Annotated in this window: 14 protein-coding genes and 1 tRNA gene; 9 read left to right on the top strand and 6 right to left on the bottom strand. The window is 67.7% G+C overall.

Features of this window, described 5'->3' with window-relative positions; genetic code table 11:
• Positions 1 to 146 precede the first annotated feature (146 nt).
• Together IE266_RS13530 and IE266_RS13535 are read left to right on the top strand one after the other, a co-directional pair.
• On the top strand, positions 147 to 1,355 hold the full coding sequence (locus IE266_RS13530; protein WP_189680630.1) for an aminopeptidase P family protein: 1,209 nt from the start codon (positions 147 to 149) through the stop codon (positions 1,353 to 1,355).
• Positions 1,356 to 1,448: 93 nt separating this feature from the next.
• Positions 1,449 to 2,285 (top strand): L,D-transpeptidase, encoded by an 837-nt coding sequence (locus IE266_RS13535; protein ID WP_189680631.1) that lies wholly within the window; start codon positions 1,449 to 1,451, stop codon positions 2,283 to 2,285.
• Between the two features lie 7 nt (positions 2,286 to 2,292).
• On the opposite strand, the gene IE266_RS13540 is transcribed toward IE266_RS13535, so the two are convergent.
• Positions 2,293 to 2,634, bottom strand: coding sequence for a cupin domain-containing protein (locus IE266_RS13540; protein ID WP_189680632.1), 342 nt, complete (start codon positions 2,632 to 2,634; stop codon positions 2,293 to 2,295).
• 128 nt (positions 2,635 to 2,762) lie between these two features.
• Here IE266_RS13540 and IE266_RS13545 point away from each other — a divergent pair, with 128 nt between their 5' ends.
• Positions 2,763 to 3,341: a TetR/AcrR family transcriptional regulator gene (locus IE266_RS13545; protein ID WP_189680633.1), complete on the top strand. Its 579-nt coding sequence runs from the start codon at positions 2,763 to 2,765 to the stop codon at positions 3,339 to 3,341.
• Between the two features lie 114 nt (positions 3,342 to 3,455).
• Positions 3,456 to 3,869, top strand: a complete 414-nt coding sequence (locus IE266_RS13550; protein ID WP_189680634.1) for an ester cyclase — start codon at positions 3,456 to 3,458, stop codon at positions 3,867 to 3,869.
• Between the two features lie 64 nt (positions 3,870 to 3,933).
• Here IE266_RS13550 and IE266_RS13555 read toward each other — a convergent pair.
• Positions 3,934 to 4,010 (bottom strand) — tRNA-Arg (locus tag IE266_RS13555).
• Positions 4,011 to 4,134: 124 nt separating this feature from the next.
• Here IE266_RS13555 and IE266_RS13560 point away from each other — a divergent pair.
• From IE266_RS13560 to polA, 5 genes are all read left to right on the top strand, one after another.
• Positions 4,135 to 5,160: a LacI family DNA-binding transcriptional regulator gene (locus tag IE266_RS13560; protein WP_189680635.1), complete on the top strand. Its 1,026-nt coding sequence runs from the start codon at positions 4,135 to 4,137 to the stop codon at positions 5,158 to 5,160.
• The gene (locus IE266_RS13565) at positions 5,161 to 6,360 is read left to right on the top strand and encodes a winged helix-turn-helix domain-containing protein (protein WP_189680636.1); all 1,200 of its coding nucleotides are present in this window, start codon (positions 5,161 to 5,163) and stop codon (positions 6,358 to 6,360) included.
• Positions 6,361 to 6,694: 334 nt separating this feature from the next.
• The gene (locus IE266_RS13570) at positions 6,695 to 7,156 is read left to right on the top strand and encodes a DUF1203 domain-containing protein (RefSeq protein ID WP_189680637.1); all 462 of its coding nucleotides are present in this window, start codon (positions 6,695 to 6,697) and stop codon (positions 7,154 to 7,156) included.
• 81 nt (positions 7,157 to 7,237) lie between these two features.
• Positions 7,238 to 7,417, top strand: a complete 180-nt coding sequence (locus IE266_RS13575) for a zinc-finger domain-containing protein (protein ID WP_189680638.1) — start codon at positions 7,238 to 7,240, stop codon at positions 7,415 to 7,417.
• Positions 7,418 to 7,637: 220 nt separating this feature from the next.
• Positions 7,638 to 10,448: a DNA polymerase I gene (gene polA / locus IE266_RS13580; RefSeq protein ID WP_189680639.1), complete on the top strand. Its 2,811-nt coding sequence runs from the start codon at positions 7,638 to 7,640 to the stop codon at positions 10,446 to 10,448.
• A gap of 104 nt (positions 10,449 to 10,552) precedes the next feature.
• Here the strand turns inward: polA and IE266_RS13585 are convergent, their stop codons facing one another.
• The 4 genes from IE266_RS13585 to IE266_RS13600 all read right to left on the bottom strand — a co-directional run bounded on the left by IE266_RS13585 (position 10,553) and on the right by IE266_RS13600 (position 14,610).
• The gene (locus IE266_RS13585) at positions 10,553 to 11,314 is read right to left on the bottom strand and encodes a hydroxypyruvate isomerase family protein (RefSeq protein ID WP_189680640.1); all 762 of its coding nucleotides are present in this window, start codon (positions 11,312 to 11,314) and stop codon (positions 10,553 to 10,555) included.
• A 91-nt stretch (positions 11,315 to 11,405) separates the two neighbouring features.
• On the bottom strand, positions 11,406 to 12,056 hold the full coding sequence (gene eda, locus IE266_RS13590) for a bifunctional 4-hydroxy-2-oxoglutarate aldolase/2-dehydro-3-deoxy-phosphogluconate aldolase (protein ID WP_189680641.1): 651 nt from the start codon (positions 12,054 to 12,056) through the stop codon (positions 11,406 to 11,408).
• Positions 12,057 to 12,059: 3 nt separating this feature from the next.
• A complete protein-coding gene (gene edd / locus IE266_RS13595; protein ID WP_189680642.1) occupies positions 12,060 to 13,868 on the bottom strand; it encodes a phosphogluconate dehydratase in 1,809 nt (602 codons plus the stop codon).
• A 163-nt stretch (positions 13,869 to 14,031) separates the two neighbouring features.
• Complete coding sequence (locus IE266_RS13600; protein ID WP_189680643.1) at positions 14,032 to 14,610, bottom strand: DUF1285 domain-containing protein; 579 nt, start codon at positions 14,608 to 14,610, stop codon at positions 14,032 to 14,034.
• Positions 14,611 to 14,675: the final 65 nt, after the last annotated feature.

Consider the following 14,675-nt stretch of genomic DNA (forward strand, 5'->3'; position numbering starts at 1 on the left):
ATCACTGGCGCGGGCACCGGCGATGGCGTCGCCACATCCCTGCGATGCGCCCGCACCCGTCCTGTACGCCGGGACTCTCTCATGGCGCAGGACCAGGGCAGGACAGGCCCGCAGCACCTCCGCGCCATGCAAACGGAGGGTCTGATATGACTGAACGTCCCGCATTCTACCGCTTCCACAACGGCGACAAGGTAAAGCTGCCCTTCAGCGGCGCCGAATACGAGGCCCGCCTTGCCGGGCTGCGCGCCTCGATGGACGACGCCGGCGCCGGTGCCGCCGTCCTCACCTCGATGCACAACATCGCCTATTACTCGGGCTTCCTCTACTGCTCCTTCGGCCGACCCTACGCGCTGGTGGTGACCGAGACCGAGGCGGTGACCATCTCCGCCGGGATCGACGCCGGCCAGCCCTGGCGGCGCTGCCATACCGACAACATCACCTATACCGACTGGGCGCGCGACAACTACTGGCGCGCGATCCGCTCGGTCACCGGCGAGGACGGCGTGATCGGCTACGAGGGCGACCACCTGACGCTCACGCAGCGCGACAAGATGGAGGACTTCCTCTCACCCGTCGCCATGGTCGACCTCGCCCCCGCGACGATGCGCCAGCGCATGATGAAATCCCCGGCCGAAATCGCCCTGATCCGCGAGGGCGCCCGCGTCGCCGATGTCGGCGGCTATGCCATCCGCGAGGCGGTGGAGGCGGGGCTGCGCGAGATCGACGTCGCCATGGCCGGCCGCGACGCGATGGAACTGGAGATCGCCAGGAGCTTCCCCGACGCCGAATACCGCGATACCTGGGTCTGGTTCCAGTCGGGCCTCAACACCGACGGCGCGCACAACCCGGTGACGGGGCGCAGGCTCGAACGCGGCGATATCCTCAGCCTCAACACCTTCCCGATGATCTCGGGCTATTACACCGCGCTGGAACGCACCATGTTCGTCGGAGAGGTCGACCCCGCCAGCCTGAAGATCTGGGAGGCCAATGTCGCCGCCCATGAATACGGCATGAGCCTGCTGAAACCCGGCGCCTCCTGCGCCGAGGTGACTCTGGCGATCAACGCCTTCCTGGCCGAGCGCGACCTGCTGCAATACCGCACCTTCGGCTATGGCCATTCCTTCGGGGTGCTCTCGCATTTCTACGGCCGCGAGGCGGGCCTCGAACTGCGCGAGGACATCGACACCGTGCTCCAGCCCGGCATGGTCATCTCGATGGAGCCGATGCTGACGATTCCCCAGGGATCGCCCGGCGCCGGCGGCTACCGCGAACATGACATCCTGCTCATCACCGAAGAGGGCAACGAGGGCATCACCGGCTATCCCTACGGGCCCGCCTTCAACGTGGTGGGATGAAAATCCCGCACCGGGCCGGAAATTCCGGCCCGGGTTTTGACGTGGACGGATAAGCTGCTAGTTAGATGTCACAAACTGGACACGGACCAAGACATGCCCGCACTGACATTCCGCTCGCTCCTGCTCGTCTCGGTGCTTGGAGTGCTGGCCGCCTGTGGCGCCCCGACCGAACAGACCGCGCCGCCGGTTGATGTCGGTCCCTACGCGGCCGTCGATGATGGCGACATCACCATCCCCGCCGTCGACCCGCAGTATCTCGCCGAACCCAACCGGCGCAGCGAAGTTGCCTACAACGGCTCCGAATCGCCGGGCACCATCGTCGTCGATCCCTATGCCAAGTTCCTCTACTATGTCGAAGAGGGCGGCATGGCCACGCGCTACCCCGTCGCCGTCGGCCGCGAGGGAAAGTCGTTCCGCGGCAAGGGCACCATCAACCGCAAGGAACAATGGCCCGGCTGGATCCCCACCGCCAACATGCTGCGCACCGAACCCGAGGTATACGGCCCCTTCCGCCGCGGCATCCCCGGCGGCGTCGCCAGCCCGCTCGGCGCGCGCGCCCTCTACCTCTATCGCGGCGGCAAGGACACCTACTTCCGCATCCACGGCACCAATGACGTGACCTCGATCGGCAACGCCAATTCGGCCGGCTGCATCCGCCTGTTCAACCAGGACATCATCCACCTCTTCGACCGCACCGACCTCGGCACCCAGGTCGTCGTCCGCTCCTACGAGGAATCGATCGCCCTGGAAGGCGAAGAGATGGCCAACCGCGGCGTCGAACTGCCGCCGGTGATGCTCGACGCCGACGAGGTCTATGCCGCGGTCGAAGCCGAGAAGTTCCGCAAGAAGCTCGAGGCCGAAGCGGCGGCGGGCGGCGACGTTGTGGTAATCGAGGAACCGCAGAAGAAGCGGCGCACCGTCACCGAGTGATCTGGTCTCACAGCCGGATCACATAGTCCTTGCGGGTGAACTCCACGACCTCCCATGTGCCCCGGAAACCGGGGCGCAGGATGAAACTGTCGCCGGCCCGCACCTCCAGCACCGAGCCATCCTCGCCGGTGATGATCGAATGGCCCATCAGGATGCGGCAGTATTCCCATTCGTCATAGGATATCCGCCACTTCCCCGGCGTCGACTGCCAGATGCCGCAGTAGAGCCCGTCGCGCTCCTCGACGTTCCAGGTGGTGAAGACCGGATTGCCCGAGATCACCTTCTCGGGCGCGGGCCGGTCGAACTCGGGATCGACCGAGGCGGTGACAGGTTCGATCAGGGTGGTCATTGGGGCACTCCTTGTACCGGCGCGCGCAGGGCCGCGGCCCCCGCAGCCTGCGGCATCGCGCCGGAATCGGCAACTCCCCCGGCAGCCGCCTCATTGAAATTTTAAAACGGAAATTCTAAATTCCCTGCATGGGACGCAATCGCACATACGACCGCCAGGACGTTCTCGACAAGGCGATGCGCCTGTTCTGGCAGAACGGCTTCCAGGCCACCTCGATCGGCGAGGTGGCGCAGGCCACCGGCATGAACACCGCCAGCATGTACAAGGAATTCGGCGACAAGGACGGCCTCTTCGCCAACGCGCTGGCGCATTATCGCGGTCAGGTCATGTCTCCCCGATTCGAGATGCTGTCGCGTGAACCGAACCTCAAGGGCGTCCTCGACTTCCTCGACAACGTGGTGCGCGGAGCCGCGCGCGAGGAATACAAGGGCTGCCTGATGATGAACCACCTGGCCCAGAAACATGCGATCAGCGACGAGGCCGCCGCGATGATCGACGACTTCTGCGCGGCGATGGAATCGCACCTCGAACAGGCCCTGCGCGGCGCCCAGGCCGCGGGCGAGTTGCCCGCCTCCAAGGACCCGAAACTCCTGGCGAGCTACATCATGTGCAGCGTCCACGGCCTGGTCCTCTATGGCCGCCATCCGTCGAAAAAGGACGCCATCCCAAGGCTCCACGACATCATCCGCCAGGCCGTCCTGAATTGACTCGCCTCGGATGGCCGGCCCGATTTTTCTAAAATTGAAATTTTAAAATATTCGTTGTAGAATGCCCACACCCGGCTCCCGTTGCACGGGAGGGGAATGGGGGAGGCCACCGACATGTCGATTACCGAAACCGCAAGGAACTTCTTCGAAGCCTGCGAGGCGGGCAAGGGATGGGACACCTGCAAGACCTGGTGCACCGACGACGCCAGCTTCGCCTGCCAGTCCGGCGCGCTGGCCGATACGGTGACGCTCGAGGGCTATACCGACTGGATGAAGGGCCTGTTCACCCCGATCCCGGATGGCCGCTACGATCTCAAGGGCTTCGCCGCCGACGAGGGGCGCAACACCGTTCTCGCCTACGGCATCTTCCGCGGCACGCACACCGGCGAGGGCGGCCCACTGCCCCCCACCGGCAAGTCGCTCGCGGCGGACTACGTCTATTCGATGGAATTCGAGGACGGAAAGATCCGCCACATGACCAAGATCTGGAACGACGGCCATTCCCTGGCCCAGCTCGGCTGGGCCTGAACCGGCGCGCAGGGCAAGGCGCACGGACATGACCGCCCGTTCCTTCGATCCACGACTAGGAAAATGGTGACCCCGACAGGATTTGAACCTGTAACCTGCCCCTTAGGAGGGGGCTGCTCTATCCAATTGAGCCACGGGGCCGCCGACCCGCTCTTACCCGGCTTCGCGGGCCTTGTCATCGGTTTTGCGCCACCTCGTGAACAGTTGTTGAACCCCGCGCGGCGTTTGCGCTAGCATCGGGAAAAGGCAACCGGAAAGACCTGACGTGGCCAACGAACCCAAACGACCGCTGACACTCAGGGATGTTTCCGAGGCCTCTGGCGTTTCCGAGATGACCGTCAGCCGCGTCCTGCGCAACCGGGGCGATGTCTCCGAGGCCACGCGCGAGAAGGTGCTCGCCGCCGCCAAGGAGCTGGGCTACGTCCCCAACAAGATCGCCGGCGCGCTGGCCTCGAACCGGGTGAACCTGGTCGCCGTCATCATCCCCTCGCTATCGAACATGGTCTTCCCCGAGGTCCTGACCGGCATCAACCAGGTGCTGGAAGACACCGAGCTGCAGCCGGTGGTCGGCGTCACCGACTACCTGCCCGAGAAGGAGGAACGCGTCCTCTACGAGATGCTCTCCTGGCGGCCCTCCGGCGTGATCATTGCCGGGCTCGAACACTCCGAGGCCTCCCGCGCCATGCTCGAGGCCGCGGGCATCCCGGTGGTCGAGATCATGGACACCGACGGCAAGCCGGTCGACGCCATGGTCGGCATCTCGCACCGCCGCGCGGGGCGCGAGATGGCGGCTGCGATCCTCAAGGCGGGCTACCGCCGCATCGGCTTCATGGGCACCAAGATGCCGCTCGACCACCGCGCCCGCAAGCGGTTCGAGGGCTTCACCGAGTTCCTCGCCAAGAACGGCATCGAGATCGAGGACCGCGAATTCTATTCCGGCGGCTCGGCGCTCGCCAAGGGCCGCGAGATGACCCAGGCCATGCTCGAACGCTCGCCCGAGCTCGATTTTCTCTACTATTCCAACGACATGATCGGGGCCGGCGGGCTGCTCTACCTGCTCGACAAGGGCATCGACGTGCCCGGCCAGATCGGTCTTGCCGGCTTCAACGGAGTGGAACTGCTCCAGGGCCTACCCCGCCAGCTTGCCACCATGGACGCCTGCCGGCTCGAGATCGGGCGCAAGGCCGCCGAGATCATCGCCGCCCGCCTCGCCGAGCCGCCGGTCGAGATCGAGAGCCAGGTCACGCTGGTCCCCAAGATCAGCTACGGCGATACGCTGAAGCGGCGCTAGGTGTCCCCGCCCCGGCTCGACAACCGCGCCGCCCGCGCGCTCTTCCTCGACCGCCACGCGCTGGCCGAAAGCCCCTCGGGCCCCGGCAAGGGCGACGACCTGCAGGCGCTGATCGAACGCCTCGGCTTCGTCCAGCTCGACAGCGTCAATACCGTGGCGCGGGCGCATGACCTGATCCTCTTCGCCCGCCGCCCCGCCTACCGCTCCGACAACCTGACAAGGCACTATGCCAAGGGCCAGCTCTTCGAGCACTGGACCCATGACGCCTCGGTGATCCCGCGCGCCTTCTACCCGCACTGGCAGATCCGCTTCGCCCGCAACGCCGGGACGCTCAAGGACCGCTGGAAGAACTGGCAGGGCGAGGCCTTCCACGACCACTTCGAACCGGTTCTGACCCATATCCGCGACAACGGCCCGGTCTCTGCGGCCGAAGTTGGCGGCGACGAGAAGAAGGGCGGCTCGGGCTGGTGGGACTGGCACCCCTCCAAGGCCGCGCTCGAATACCTCTGGCACACCGGCGCGCTGACCGTGGTGGGCCGCGATGCCTTCCGCAAGCGCTATGACCTGACCGAGCGGGTGATCGAGGAGACCCTGCGCGAGACCCGCCCCGACCCGGCCGAAACCATCGACTGGTGCTGCACCGCCGCGCTCGACCGACTGGGTTTCGCCACCTCGGGCGAGATCGCCGCCTTCTGGGCCACCGTCACCCCGCAGGAGGCCAAGGACTGGTGCGCGGCGGAATGCGCCGCCGGTCGCCTCGAACCGATCCGCATCGAGGGCGCCGACGGCACCGAGCGCATCGCCTTCGCCCGCCCCGGCACCACCGAATTCGAAATCCCCGCCGTCACCCAGCGCCTGCGCGTGCTCAGCCCCTTCGACCCGGCCCTGCGCGACCGCAACCGCGCTGAACGCCTCTTCGGCTTCCGCTACCGGATCGAGATCTTCGTGCCCGAGGCGAAACGGCAATACGGCTACTACGTCTTCCCCCTGCTCGAAGGCGACCGCCTGGTCGGCCGCATCGACATGAAGGCCCAGCGCGATCAGGACGTGCTGCGCGTCACCGCCCTCTGGCCCGAACGCGGCGTCGCCTGGGGCGCCGGCCGCCAGGCCCGGCTCGAGTCCGAACTCGCCCGCCTCTGCCGCCTCGCCGGCGTCTCCCGTGTGGCGTTCGCCGACGGCTGGCTACGCGAGCCGAAGTAGCCCCACCGCACCGCCCGGAATCAAGCCGAAGGCGCCGGGCGAGCGCCGGCCCGTCCCGGCGGGCTGGCGCTTTTGCACCGGCTCACTGCGCTCGGAGGTCCTCCGGACGTGGCCGGGATAAAGCACAGACTACAACCGCAGCAGCGCCACCCCACGGGCCGGCGCTCGCCCGGCTTGCACGCCCTGTGGCGCAAGTTCCTACCACGTCCAAAGGCGCCTCCCCTCCCCCTCGTGGGGAGGGGATGGGGGTGGGGGGCCGCCGGTCCCATTGCGCAACATCCGGGTCGCTCCACCACCCCCTCAAATGGCATCACGATGCAAAAGGAGACCCGCCATGATCCGCTTCACCGCCCTGCCCACCGCCGAAGTACGCGCCCTGCAATCCGGCGCCCCCGATGCCTATGGCCATGCCCCCGAACGCACCATCTCCGACGGCGCCGGAAACCCCTGCCGCCATTGCCTGCAACAGATCCCCAAGGGCGCCGGTATGCTGATCCTCGCCCACCGCCCCTTCCCGGCCTTGCAGCCCTATGCCGAGACCGGCCCGATCTTCCTCTGCGCCGATCCCTGCGAACGGGGCGGCGGCACGGAGATTCCCGCCGCGCTGGCCTCGCCCGAATACCTCATCAAGGGCTACAATGCCGAAGACCGCATCGTCTACGGCACCGGCCGGATCGTGCCCACCGAACAGATCCCCACCGCCGCCGAAACCATCCTCGCGCGCGAGGACATCGCCTATGTCCACGTCCGCTCGGCGCGCAACAACTGCTACCAGGCGAGGGTCGAGCGCGGCTGAGGCATCCCCCCTCTTGCCCCCGCGGGGCCAATTGCGCATAAACGCGGGCGAAACCGGTCGGCATGAAGGACGTGACCCGCAATGAGCATCGAAGCGCCGGAAACCAAGGTCGTGGACAGCTATCGCGTCGCCTGTGACGGCGGCGACGGCGCGCTGGGCCATCCCCGCGTCTGGCTCAGCCTGTCGCACGAGACCGGCGAGGTCGAATGCCCCTATTGCGACTGCAAGTTCGTCCACAAGGACCACGCGGCCGCGGCCTGATCCGGCGGGACCGGAACGCAGCGGCTCCGGGCGCAGCCAAGGCCCCAAATTCGTCCGCGAAAACCACTCCCGACGGAATCACAGCAAAATCAACAACATGACCCCCCGTCCCAGCTGGGACAGTCCAGGGGGCGGGTGAATTCCGCCCTCTCTCGGCCATTGCAGCCCCCTCCCCGATGCGGGATACAGGGGGCCGGCGATACAGGCGAAAGAGGGCATCATGGCGACCACAACCTTCGGCAAGGGCTGCCACCTGCACCTGATCGACGGCTCGGCCTTCATCTTCCGCGCCTTCCACGCGCTGCCGCCGCTGACACGCAAGTCCGACGGCCTGCCCATCGGCGCGGTCGCAGGCTTCTGCAACATGATCTTCAAGATGGTCGAGGACAACACCGGCCCCGACGCCCCCACCCATGTCGCCGTGGTCTTCGACAAGGGCAGCCACACCTTCCGCAACGACATGTACGACCTCTACAAGGCCAACCGCGAGGCGATGCCCGAGGACCTGCGCCCGCAGATCCCGCTGACCCGCGAGGCCACCCTCGCCTTCAACATCGCCTGCAAGGAGCTGGAAGGCTACGAGGCCGACGACATCATCGCCACCCTCTCCTGCCAGGCCCGCGACGCCGGCGGCCGGGTGACCATCATCAGCTCGGACAAGGACCTGATGCAGCTCGTCGGCGACGGCGTGGTGATGTATGACGCGATGAAGAGCAAGGTCATCGACCGCGACGGCGTCTTCGAGAAATTCGGCGTCTTCCCCGAGCATGTGGTCGACGTGCAGGCCCTGGCCGGCGACGCGGTCGACAACGTACCCGGCGCGCCCGGCATCGGCATCAAGACCGCCGCGCTGCTCATCAACGAATACGGCTCGCTCGAAGAGCTGCTCGACCGCGCCGGCGAGATCAAGCAGCCCAAGCGGCGCGAGGTGCTGACCGAGAAGCGCGCCCAGATCGAACTGTCCAAGAAGCTGGTCCAGCTCGACTGCAACACCCCGCTCGACTTCACTCTCGACGACCTCGAAGTGCGCGACCCCGACCCCGAGGCGCTGATGACCTTCCTCGCCGAGATGGAGTTCCGCACCCTCACCAAGCGGGTCGCCGACAAGCTGGGCGTTGAAACCCCGGCGATCCCCGAGAAGCCCGCCGAGGCGGCGGCCGAGGCCCCAGCCGCGCCGGAAGCCCCGGACTTCGACAAGGCGCGATACGACTGCGTCCGCGATGCGGCGACGCTGGAAACCTGGGTCTCGCAGATCCGCGAACGCGGCTACGTGGCGGTCGATACCGAGACCACCTCGCTCGACGAGATGAAGGCCGAGCTGGTGGGCATCTCGCTCTGCGTCGAGCCGGGCCACGCCTGCTACATCCCGGTCGGCCACCGCGACGGCGCCAGCGGCGACCTCTTCGGCTCGGACACCCTGGCCGAAGGCCAGATGCCGCTCGACCAGGCGCTGGCGATCCTGAAGCCGGTGCTCGAGGATGACGCCATCCTCAAGATCGGCCAGAACATGAAATACGACGCCAAGATCCTGGCCCGCCACGGCATCGAGGTCGCGCCGATCGACGACACCATGCTGATGAGCTACGCCCTGCACGGCGGTCTGCACAACCACGGCATGGACCTGCTGAGCGAGACCTACCTCGGCCATATCCCGATCCCGATCAAGCCGCTGCTCGGCTCGGGCAAGTCGGCGATAACCTTCGACCGGGTCAAGATCGACGACGCTACCCGCTACGCCGCCGAGGATGCCGACATCACCCTGCGGCTCTGGCAGGTCTTCAAGCCGCGCCTGCACGTCGCCCGCGTCACCACCGTCTACGAGACGCTGGAACGCCCGCTGGTGCCGGTGCTGGGGCGGATGGAGATGTCGGGCATCCGCGTCGACCGCGACACGCTCTCGCGCATGTCCAACGCCTTCGCCCAGAAGATGGCCGGGCTCGAGGCCGAGTTGCACGAGCTGGCGGGCGAGAGCTTCAACGTCCAGTCGGCAGCCAAGGTCGGCGAGATCCTGTTCGACAAGATGTCATTGCCCGGCGGCAAGAAGACCAAGACCGGCCAGTGGCAGACCACCTCGGACGTGCTGGAAGACCTCGCCACCGAACACGACTTCCCGGCCCGCGTGCTCGACTACCGCCAGCTGCAGAAGCTGAAGTCGACCTATACCGACGCGCTGCAGGACCATATCAACGCCGAGACCGGACGGGTGCATACCTCCTATTCCATCGCCGGCGCGAACACCGGGCGGCTGGCCTCGACCGACCCGAACCTGCAGAACATCCCGGTGCGTACCGAAGAAGGCCGCCGGATCCGCGAGGCCTTTGTCGCCGAGCCGGGCAAGAAGCTGGTGAGCCTCGACTACTCCCAGATCGAACTCCGCATCCTCGCCCATATCGCCGATATCCCGCAGCTCAAGCAGGCCTTCGCCGATGGCATCGACATCCACGCGCTGACCGCGTCGGAAATGTTCAACGTCCCGCTCGACGAGATGACGCCGGATATCCGCCGCCGCGCCAAGGCGATCAACTTCGGAGTGATCTACGGCATCTCGGGCTTCGGCCTCGCCCGCAACCTGCGCATTCCCAGGGCCGAGGCGCAGGGCTTCATCGACCGCTACTTCGAACGCTTCCCCGGCATCCGCAGCTACATGGACCAGACCGTGGACTTCGCCAAGGAGCATGGCTTCGTCCAGACCCTGTTCGGTCGCAAGATCCACACCCCCGAGATCAACGCCAAGGGCCCCCACGCCGGCTTCGCCCGCCGCGCCGCGATCAATGCGCCGATCCAGGGCACCGCCGCCGACGTGATCCGCCGCGCCATGGTGCGGATGGAGCCCGCCATCGCGGATCTTCCGGCGAAGATGCTGCTGCAGGTCCACGACGAACTGCTCTTCGAAGTCGAGGAAACCGCCACCGAGGCCACCATCGCCCGCGCCCGCGAGGTCATGGAAGGCGCCGCCTCCCCGGCGGTTCACCTCGCCGTGCCGCTCACGGTCGACGCCGGCGTCGGCGCCAACTGGGCCGAGGCTCATTGACCCCCAGGACCTGCGCCGCGCCCCTGATTTCTCTTCTTTCCAAATATCTCCGGGGGTGAATTGGCCGCAGGCCAAGAGGGGGCAGCGCCCCCTCCCCTTCCCTCTCACCCCGCGCGCGGCAGCCAGTTCAGGCTCGCCTCCGTCCGCTTCGTCGTCGGCCTGTATTCCGCGCTGACCCAGCCGTCATAGCCGGCGCCCTCCAGCGCCGCGAACAGCCCTGCGAAATCCACCGTCCCGCGTCCCGGCTCCGTCCGCCCCGGCGCATCGCCGATCTGGACATGCACCGCCCGCGCGCCAAACTCGCGCCAGACCGCCAGCGCGTCGCCGTGGATCACCTGCGCGTGGTAGCAGTCGTATTGCAGCCCGACGTTGGCCCGATCGACCGCATCCAGCACCCGCGCCGCCAGCGGGTAGCCGTCGAGGAAATAGCCGGGCTGGTCGCCGGGGTTCAGCGGCTCGATGGTGAACCGCTGGGCGGGCGCCGTCTCGGCCAGCCAGCGCAGGTTGGCGACGAAGGTGTCGAAGGCCGCCGCCTCCCTGGTATAGCCCGCCATCACGTGGATCAGCCCCGGCCCCAGAACCTCGGCATAGCGCAGCACCCGGCGCATGTCGTGGCGGAAGCGGTCTTCGCCGCCGGGTACGGCGGCATAGCCCGGCGCGCCGCCGGTATAGTTCGGCGGCGGCGCGTTCATCAGCACGAAGTCCAACCCGTTCTGCTGCAGGGCGCGGCGCGTCTCGACGGCGGCGATGTCATAGGGAAACAGGATCTCGGCCCCGGTGAAACCCGCCGCGGCGGCGGCGTCGAAGCGGTCGAGATAGGGCAGCTCGGTGAAGAGAAGGGACAGATTCGCGGCGAATTTCAGCATCGACGTCTCCGAACATATCTACACTGACCTGGCGCCGCGCCGTTTTCCTGCAAGGAAAACGTCCGGAATTCCCCCGGAATTCCGGCTCCCCTCAGCCGCGCGGCAACTGGCTCGCCGCGCGGGCCAGTTCCTCGATCCCGGCCCAGTCGCCCTTGGCCGCCAGCGCCGCCGGGGCGACCCAGCTGCCGCCGGCGCAGGCGACGTTCGCAAGACTGAGGTAGGAACGCGCGTTCTCCGGCGTCACCCCGCCGGTCGGGCAGAAGGTGATCTGCGGCAGCGGCGCGCCGATCGCCTTCAGCGCCGGCGCCCCGCCCGAGGCCTCGGCGGGGAAGAACTTCATCATGTCATAGCCGCGCGCCAGCAGCCGCATCGCCTCGGTCGCCGTCGCCGCGCCGGGCAGCAGCGGCAGGCCCTCGGCCTCGCAGGCCGCCAGCAGCTCGTCGGTGGCCCCCGGCGAGACGCCGAACTTCGCCCCCGCCGCCACCGCCGCCTTCACGTCCTCGGGCGTCACCAGCGTACCCGCCCCCACCACGCCGCCCGGCACTTCGGCCATGGCGCGGATCACGTCGAGCGCCACCGGCGTCCGTAGCGTCACCTCCAGCGCCGGCAGGCCGCCGGCGACCAGCGCCTCGGCCATCGGCCGGGCATGGGCAAGGTCGGCAATCACCAGCACCGGCACGATCGGGGCCAGCGCGCAGATCTCGCGGGTGCGGCGGCTGGCTTCCTTGGCGGTCAGGGTCATGGGTCAGGCTCCGAAGATGGTGGCGCCGGTGTCGGCCGATCCGACGGCCCGGCGGAAGGTGGCGAAAAGCTCGCGTCCGACCCCGGCCTCGTTGGCGGAGAGGTCGGCGACGGCCGGCGCGCGCTCCAGCACGCCGGGGGTCAGGATCTCGAGACTGCCGGCCTCCGCGTCGATGCGCAGAAGGTCGCCGTCGGCGAGGCGCGCGATGGCCCCGCCCTCCAGCGCCTCGGGGCAGACGTGGATCGCCGCCGGCACCTTGCCCGAGGCACCCGACATCCGGCCATCGGTGACCAGCGCCACCTTCTGGCCGCGCCCCTGCAGCACCGAGAGGATCGGCGTCAGGCTGTGCAGCTCGGGCATCCCGTTGGCCTTCGGCCCCTGGAAACGCACCACGACGATCACATCGCCGCTGAATTCACCGGCCTTGAACGCCGCCTTGACCTCCTCCTGGTCGTGGAACACCCGCACCGGGGCCTCGATCACGTGATGCTCGGGCGCGACGGCCGAAACCTTCATCACCGCGGTGCCAAGGGTACCGCTCAGCCGCTTCAGGCCCCCGGTCGGCTGGAACGGATCGGACGCGGGCCGTAGGATCCTGTCGTTCAGGCTCGCCCCCGCGCCGGGGCGCCATTCCAGCACCCCGTCCACCAGTTTCGGCTCGGCGGTGTAATGCTCCAGCCCCTCGCCGGCCACGGTGCGGGTATCGGGATGCAGCAGCCCCGCCTTCAGCAATTCGCCGATCATGTAGCCAAGGCCGCCAGCGGCATGGAAATGGTTCACGTCGGCAAGGCCGTTGGGATAGACCCGCGCCATCAGCGGCGTGATGTCCGAGAGCTCCGAGAAATCCTGCCAGTCGAGGATGATCCCCCCGGCCCGCGCCATGGCGACGAGGTGGATCAGCAGGTTGGTCGATCCGCCCGTGGCGTTCAGCCCCACGATGCCGTTGACGAAGGCGCGCTCGTCCAGCACCTCGCAGGCCGGCAGATACTCGTTGCCCAGCGCCGAAAGCGACAGCGCCCGGCGCGCCCCCTCGGCGGTCAGCGCATCGCGCAGCGGCGTGTTCGGATTGACGAAGCTCGCGCCCGGTAGGTGCAGGCCCATGAACTCCATCAGCATCTGGTTGGTATTGGCGGTGCCGTAGAAGGTGCAGGTGCCTGGGCCGTGATAGGCCGCCATCTCGGCCGCCATCAGCGCCTCGCGCCCCACCTCGCCGGCGGCGAACTGCTGGCGCACCTTGGCCTTCTCGTCGTTCGAGATGCCGCTCGTCATCGGCCCGGCCGGCAGGAAGACGATCGGCAGGTGCCCGAAGGCCTGCGCCGCGATCACCAGGCCCGGCACGATCTTGTCGCAGACCCCGAGGAAGACCGCCGCGTCGAAGGTGTTGTGCGACAGCGCGATGCCCGCCGCCAGCGCGATGGTATCGCGCGAGAACAGGCTCAGCTCCATCCCCGCCTCACCCTGGGTGACCCCGTCGCACATCGCCGGCACCCCGCCCGCCACCTGCGCGGTGCCCCCGACCGCGCGCGCGGCGGCGCGGATCAGCTCGGGAAACCGCTCGAAGGGCTGATGCGCCGAGAGCATGTCGTTATAGGCGGTGACGATGCCAAGGTTGCCCGCCGTGCCGCTGGCCAGCGCCTGCTGGTCCTGCCCGGCGGCGGCAAAGGCATGGGCCTGCCCACTGCAGGCCAGGTGCCCCCGCGCCGGCCCCTTCGAGGCCGCGCCGCGCATCCGCGCGAGATAGGGCTGGCGGGTCGCCTCGCTGCGCGCGACGATCCGCTCGGTGACACGTTCCAGCGTGGCGTTCAGGGTCATCGGGTCGCTCTCCGCTGCCTGGGGGCAATAGTTAGCGCTAACAAGCATAAACCCCCGGAAAGATCAACCGCGCGCGCCCCCTGCTTCTCTTCTTCACAAATACCTCCGGGGGGGCCGCCCGGCACGGGCGGCGGGGGCAGCGCCCCCGATCTGCCGCGGCCGCTCATGCCTCCATCTCCGACGAGGGGATGACCGGGAAGAACGCCCCCGACGACCACAGCCCGAACCAGCCCTCGTGATGGGCGCCGATCTCGACCAGCCGGTAAAAGCTCTTGCGGTCGATCAGCGCCTCGAGCTCGGCGCGCACCAGCACATAGGGCGAGGGCTCGCCCGTCTCGGCGTCGCGCTCCACCCGGATCGGATGATCGGGCCCCGCTACCGCCGTGTCGCCGACATTGGTGGTGAAGGTCAGCACCTGCTCCCGCCCGCTGCCCTCACGCTCGAAATCCACCGCCACGAAGGGCGCGTCATCCACCGTGATGCCGACCTTCTCGACCGGGGTGACAAGGTAATACTTCCCCTCCTCCTTCTTCAGGATGGTCGAGAACAGCCGCACCAGTTCCGGCCGCCCGATCGGCGTGCCGAGATAGAACCAGGTCCCGTCCCGCGCGATCCGCATGTCGAGGTCGCCGCAGAAATCGGGGTTCCACAGGTGCACAGGCGGCAATCCGCGCGACTTCGTCTTGCGCACCGCTGCGGCAATGCCTTCTGCGGACGGGGTAACGGCATTTTGTCCGTTCATAGCTTTTGCCATTTCCTTCCGGCGCGATACACTCGTTGTGACCGCTTCAGCAAAGCATATACGTC

Source organism: Seohaeicola zhoushanensis (assembly GCF_014656415.1).
Taxonomy (GTDB): domain Bacteria; phylum Pseudomonadota; class Alphaproteobacteria; order Rhodobacterales; family Rhodobacteraceae; genus Seohaeicola_A; species Seohaeicola_A zhoushanensis.

Coding starts and splice junctions, on each gene's coding strand:
- IE266_RS13530 (WP_189680630.1), top strand. CDS start 147: ATGACTGAACGTCCCGCATTCTACCGCTTCCACAACGGCGACAAGGTA.
- IE266_RS13535 (WP_189680631.1), top strand. CDS start 1,449: ATGCCCGCACTGACATTCCGCTCGCTCCTGCTCGTCTCGGTGCTTGGA.
- IE266_RS13540 (WP_189680632.1), bottom strand. CDS start 2,634: ATGACCACCCTGATCGAACCTGTCACCGCCTCGGTCGATCCCGAGTTC.
- IE266_RS13545 (WP_189680633.1), top strand. CDS start 2,763: ATGGGACGCAATCGCACATACGACCGCCAGGACGTTCTCGACAAGGCG.
- IE266_RS13550 (WP_189680634.1), top strand. CDS start 3,456: ATGTCGATTACCGAAACCGCAAGGAACTTCTTCGAAGCCTGCGAGGCG.
- IE266_RS13570 (WP_189680637.1), top strand. CDS start 6,695: ATGATCCGCTTCACCGCCCTGCCCACCGCCGAAGTACGCGCCCTGCAA.
- IE266_RS13575 (WP_189680638.1), top strand. CDS start 7,238: ATGAGCATCGAAGCGCCGGAAACCAAGGTCGTGGACAGCTATCGCGTC.
- polA (WP_189680639.1), top strand. CDS start 7,638: ATGGCGACCACAACCTTCGGCAAGGGCTGCCACCTGCACCTGATCGAC.
- IE266_RS13585 (WP_189680640.1), bottom strand. CDS start 11,314: ATGCTGAAATTCGCCGCGAATCTGTCCCTTCTCTTCACCGAGCTGCCC.
- eda (WP_189680641.1), bottom strand. CDS start 12,056: ATGACCCTGACCGCCAAGGAAGCCAGCCGCCGCACCCGCGAGATCTGC.
- edd (WP_189680642.1), bottom strand. CDS start 13,868: ATGACCCTGAACGCCACGCTGGAACGTGTCACCGAGCGGATCGTCGCG.
- IE266_RS13600 (WP_189680643.1), bottom strand. CDS start 14,610: ATGAACGGACAAAATGCCGTTACCCCGTCCGCAGAAGGCATTGCCGCA.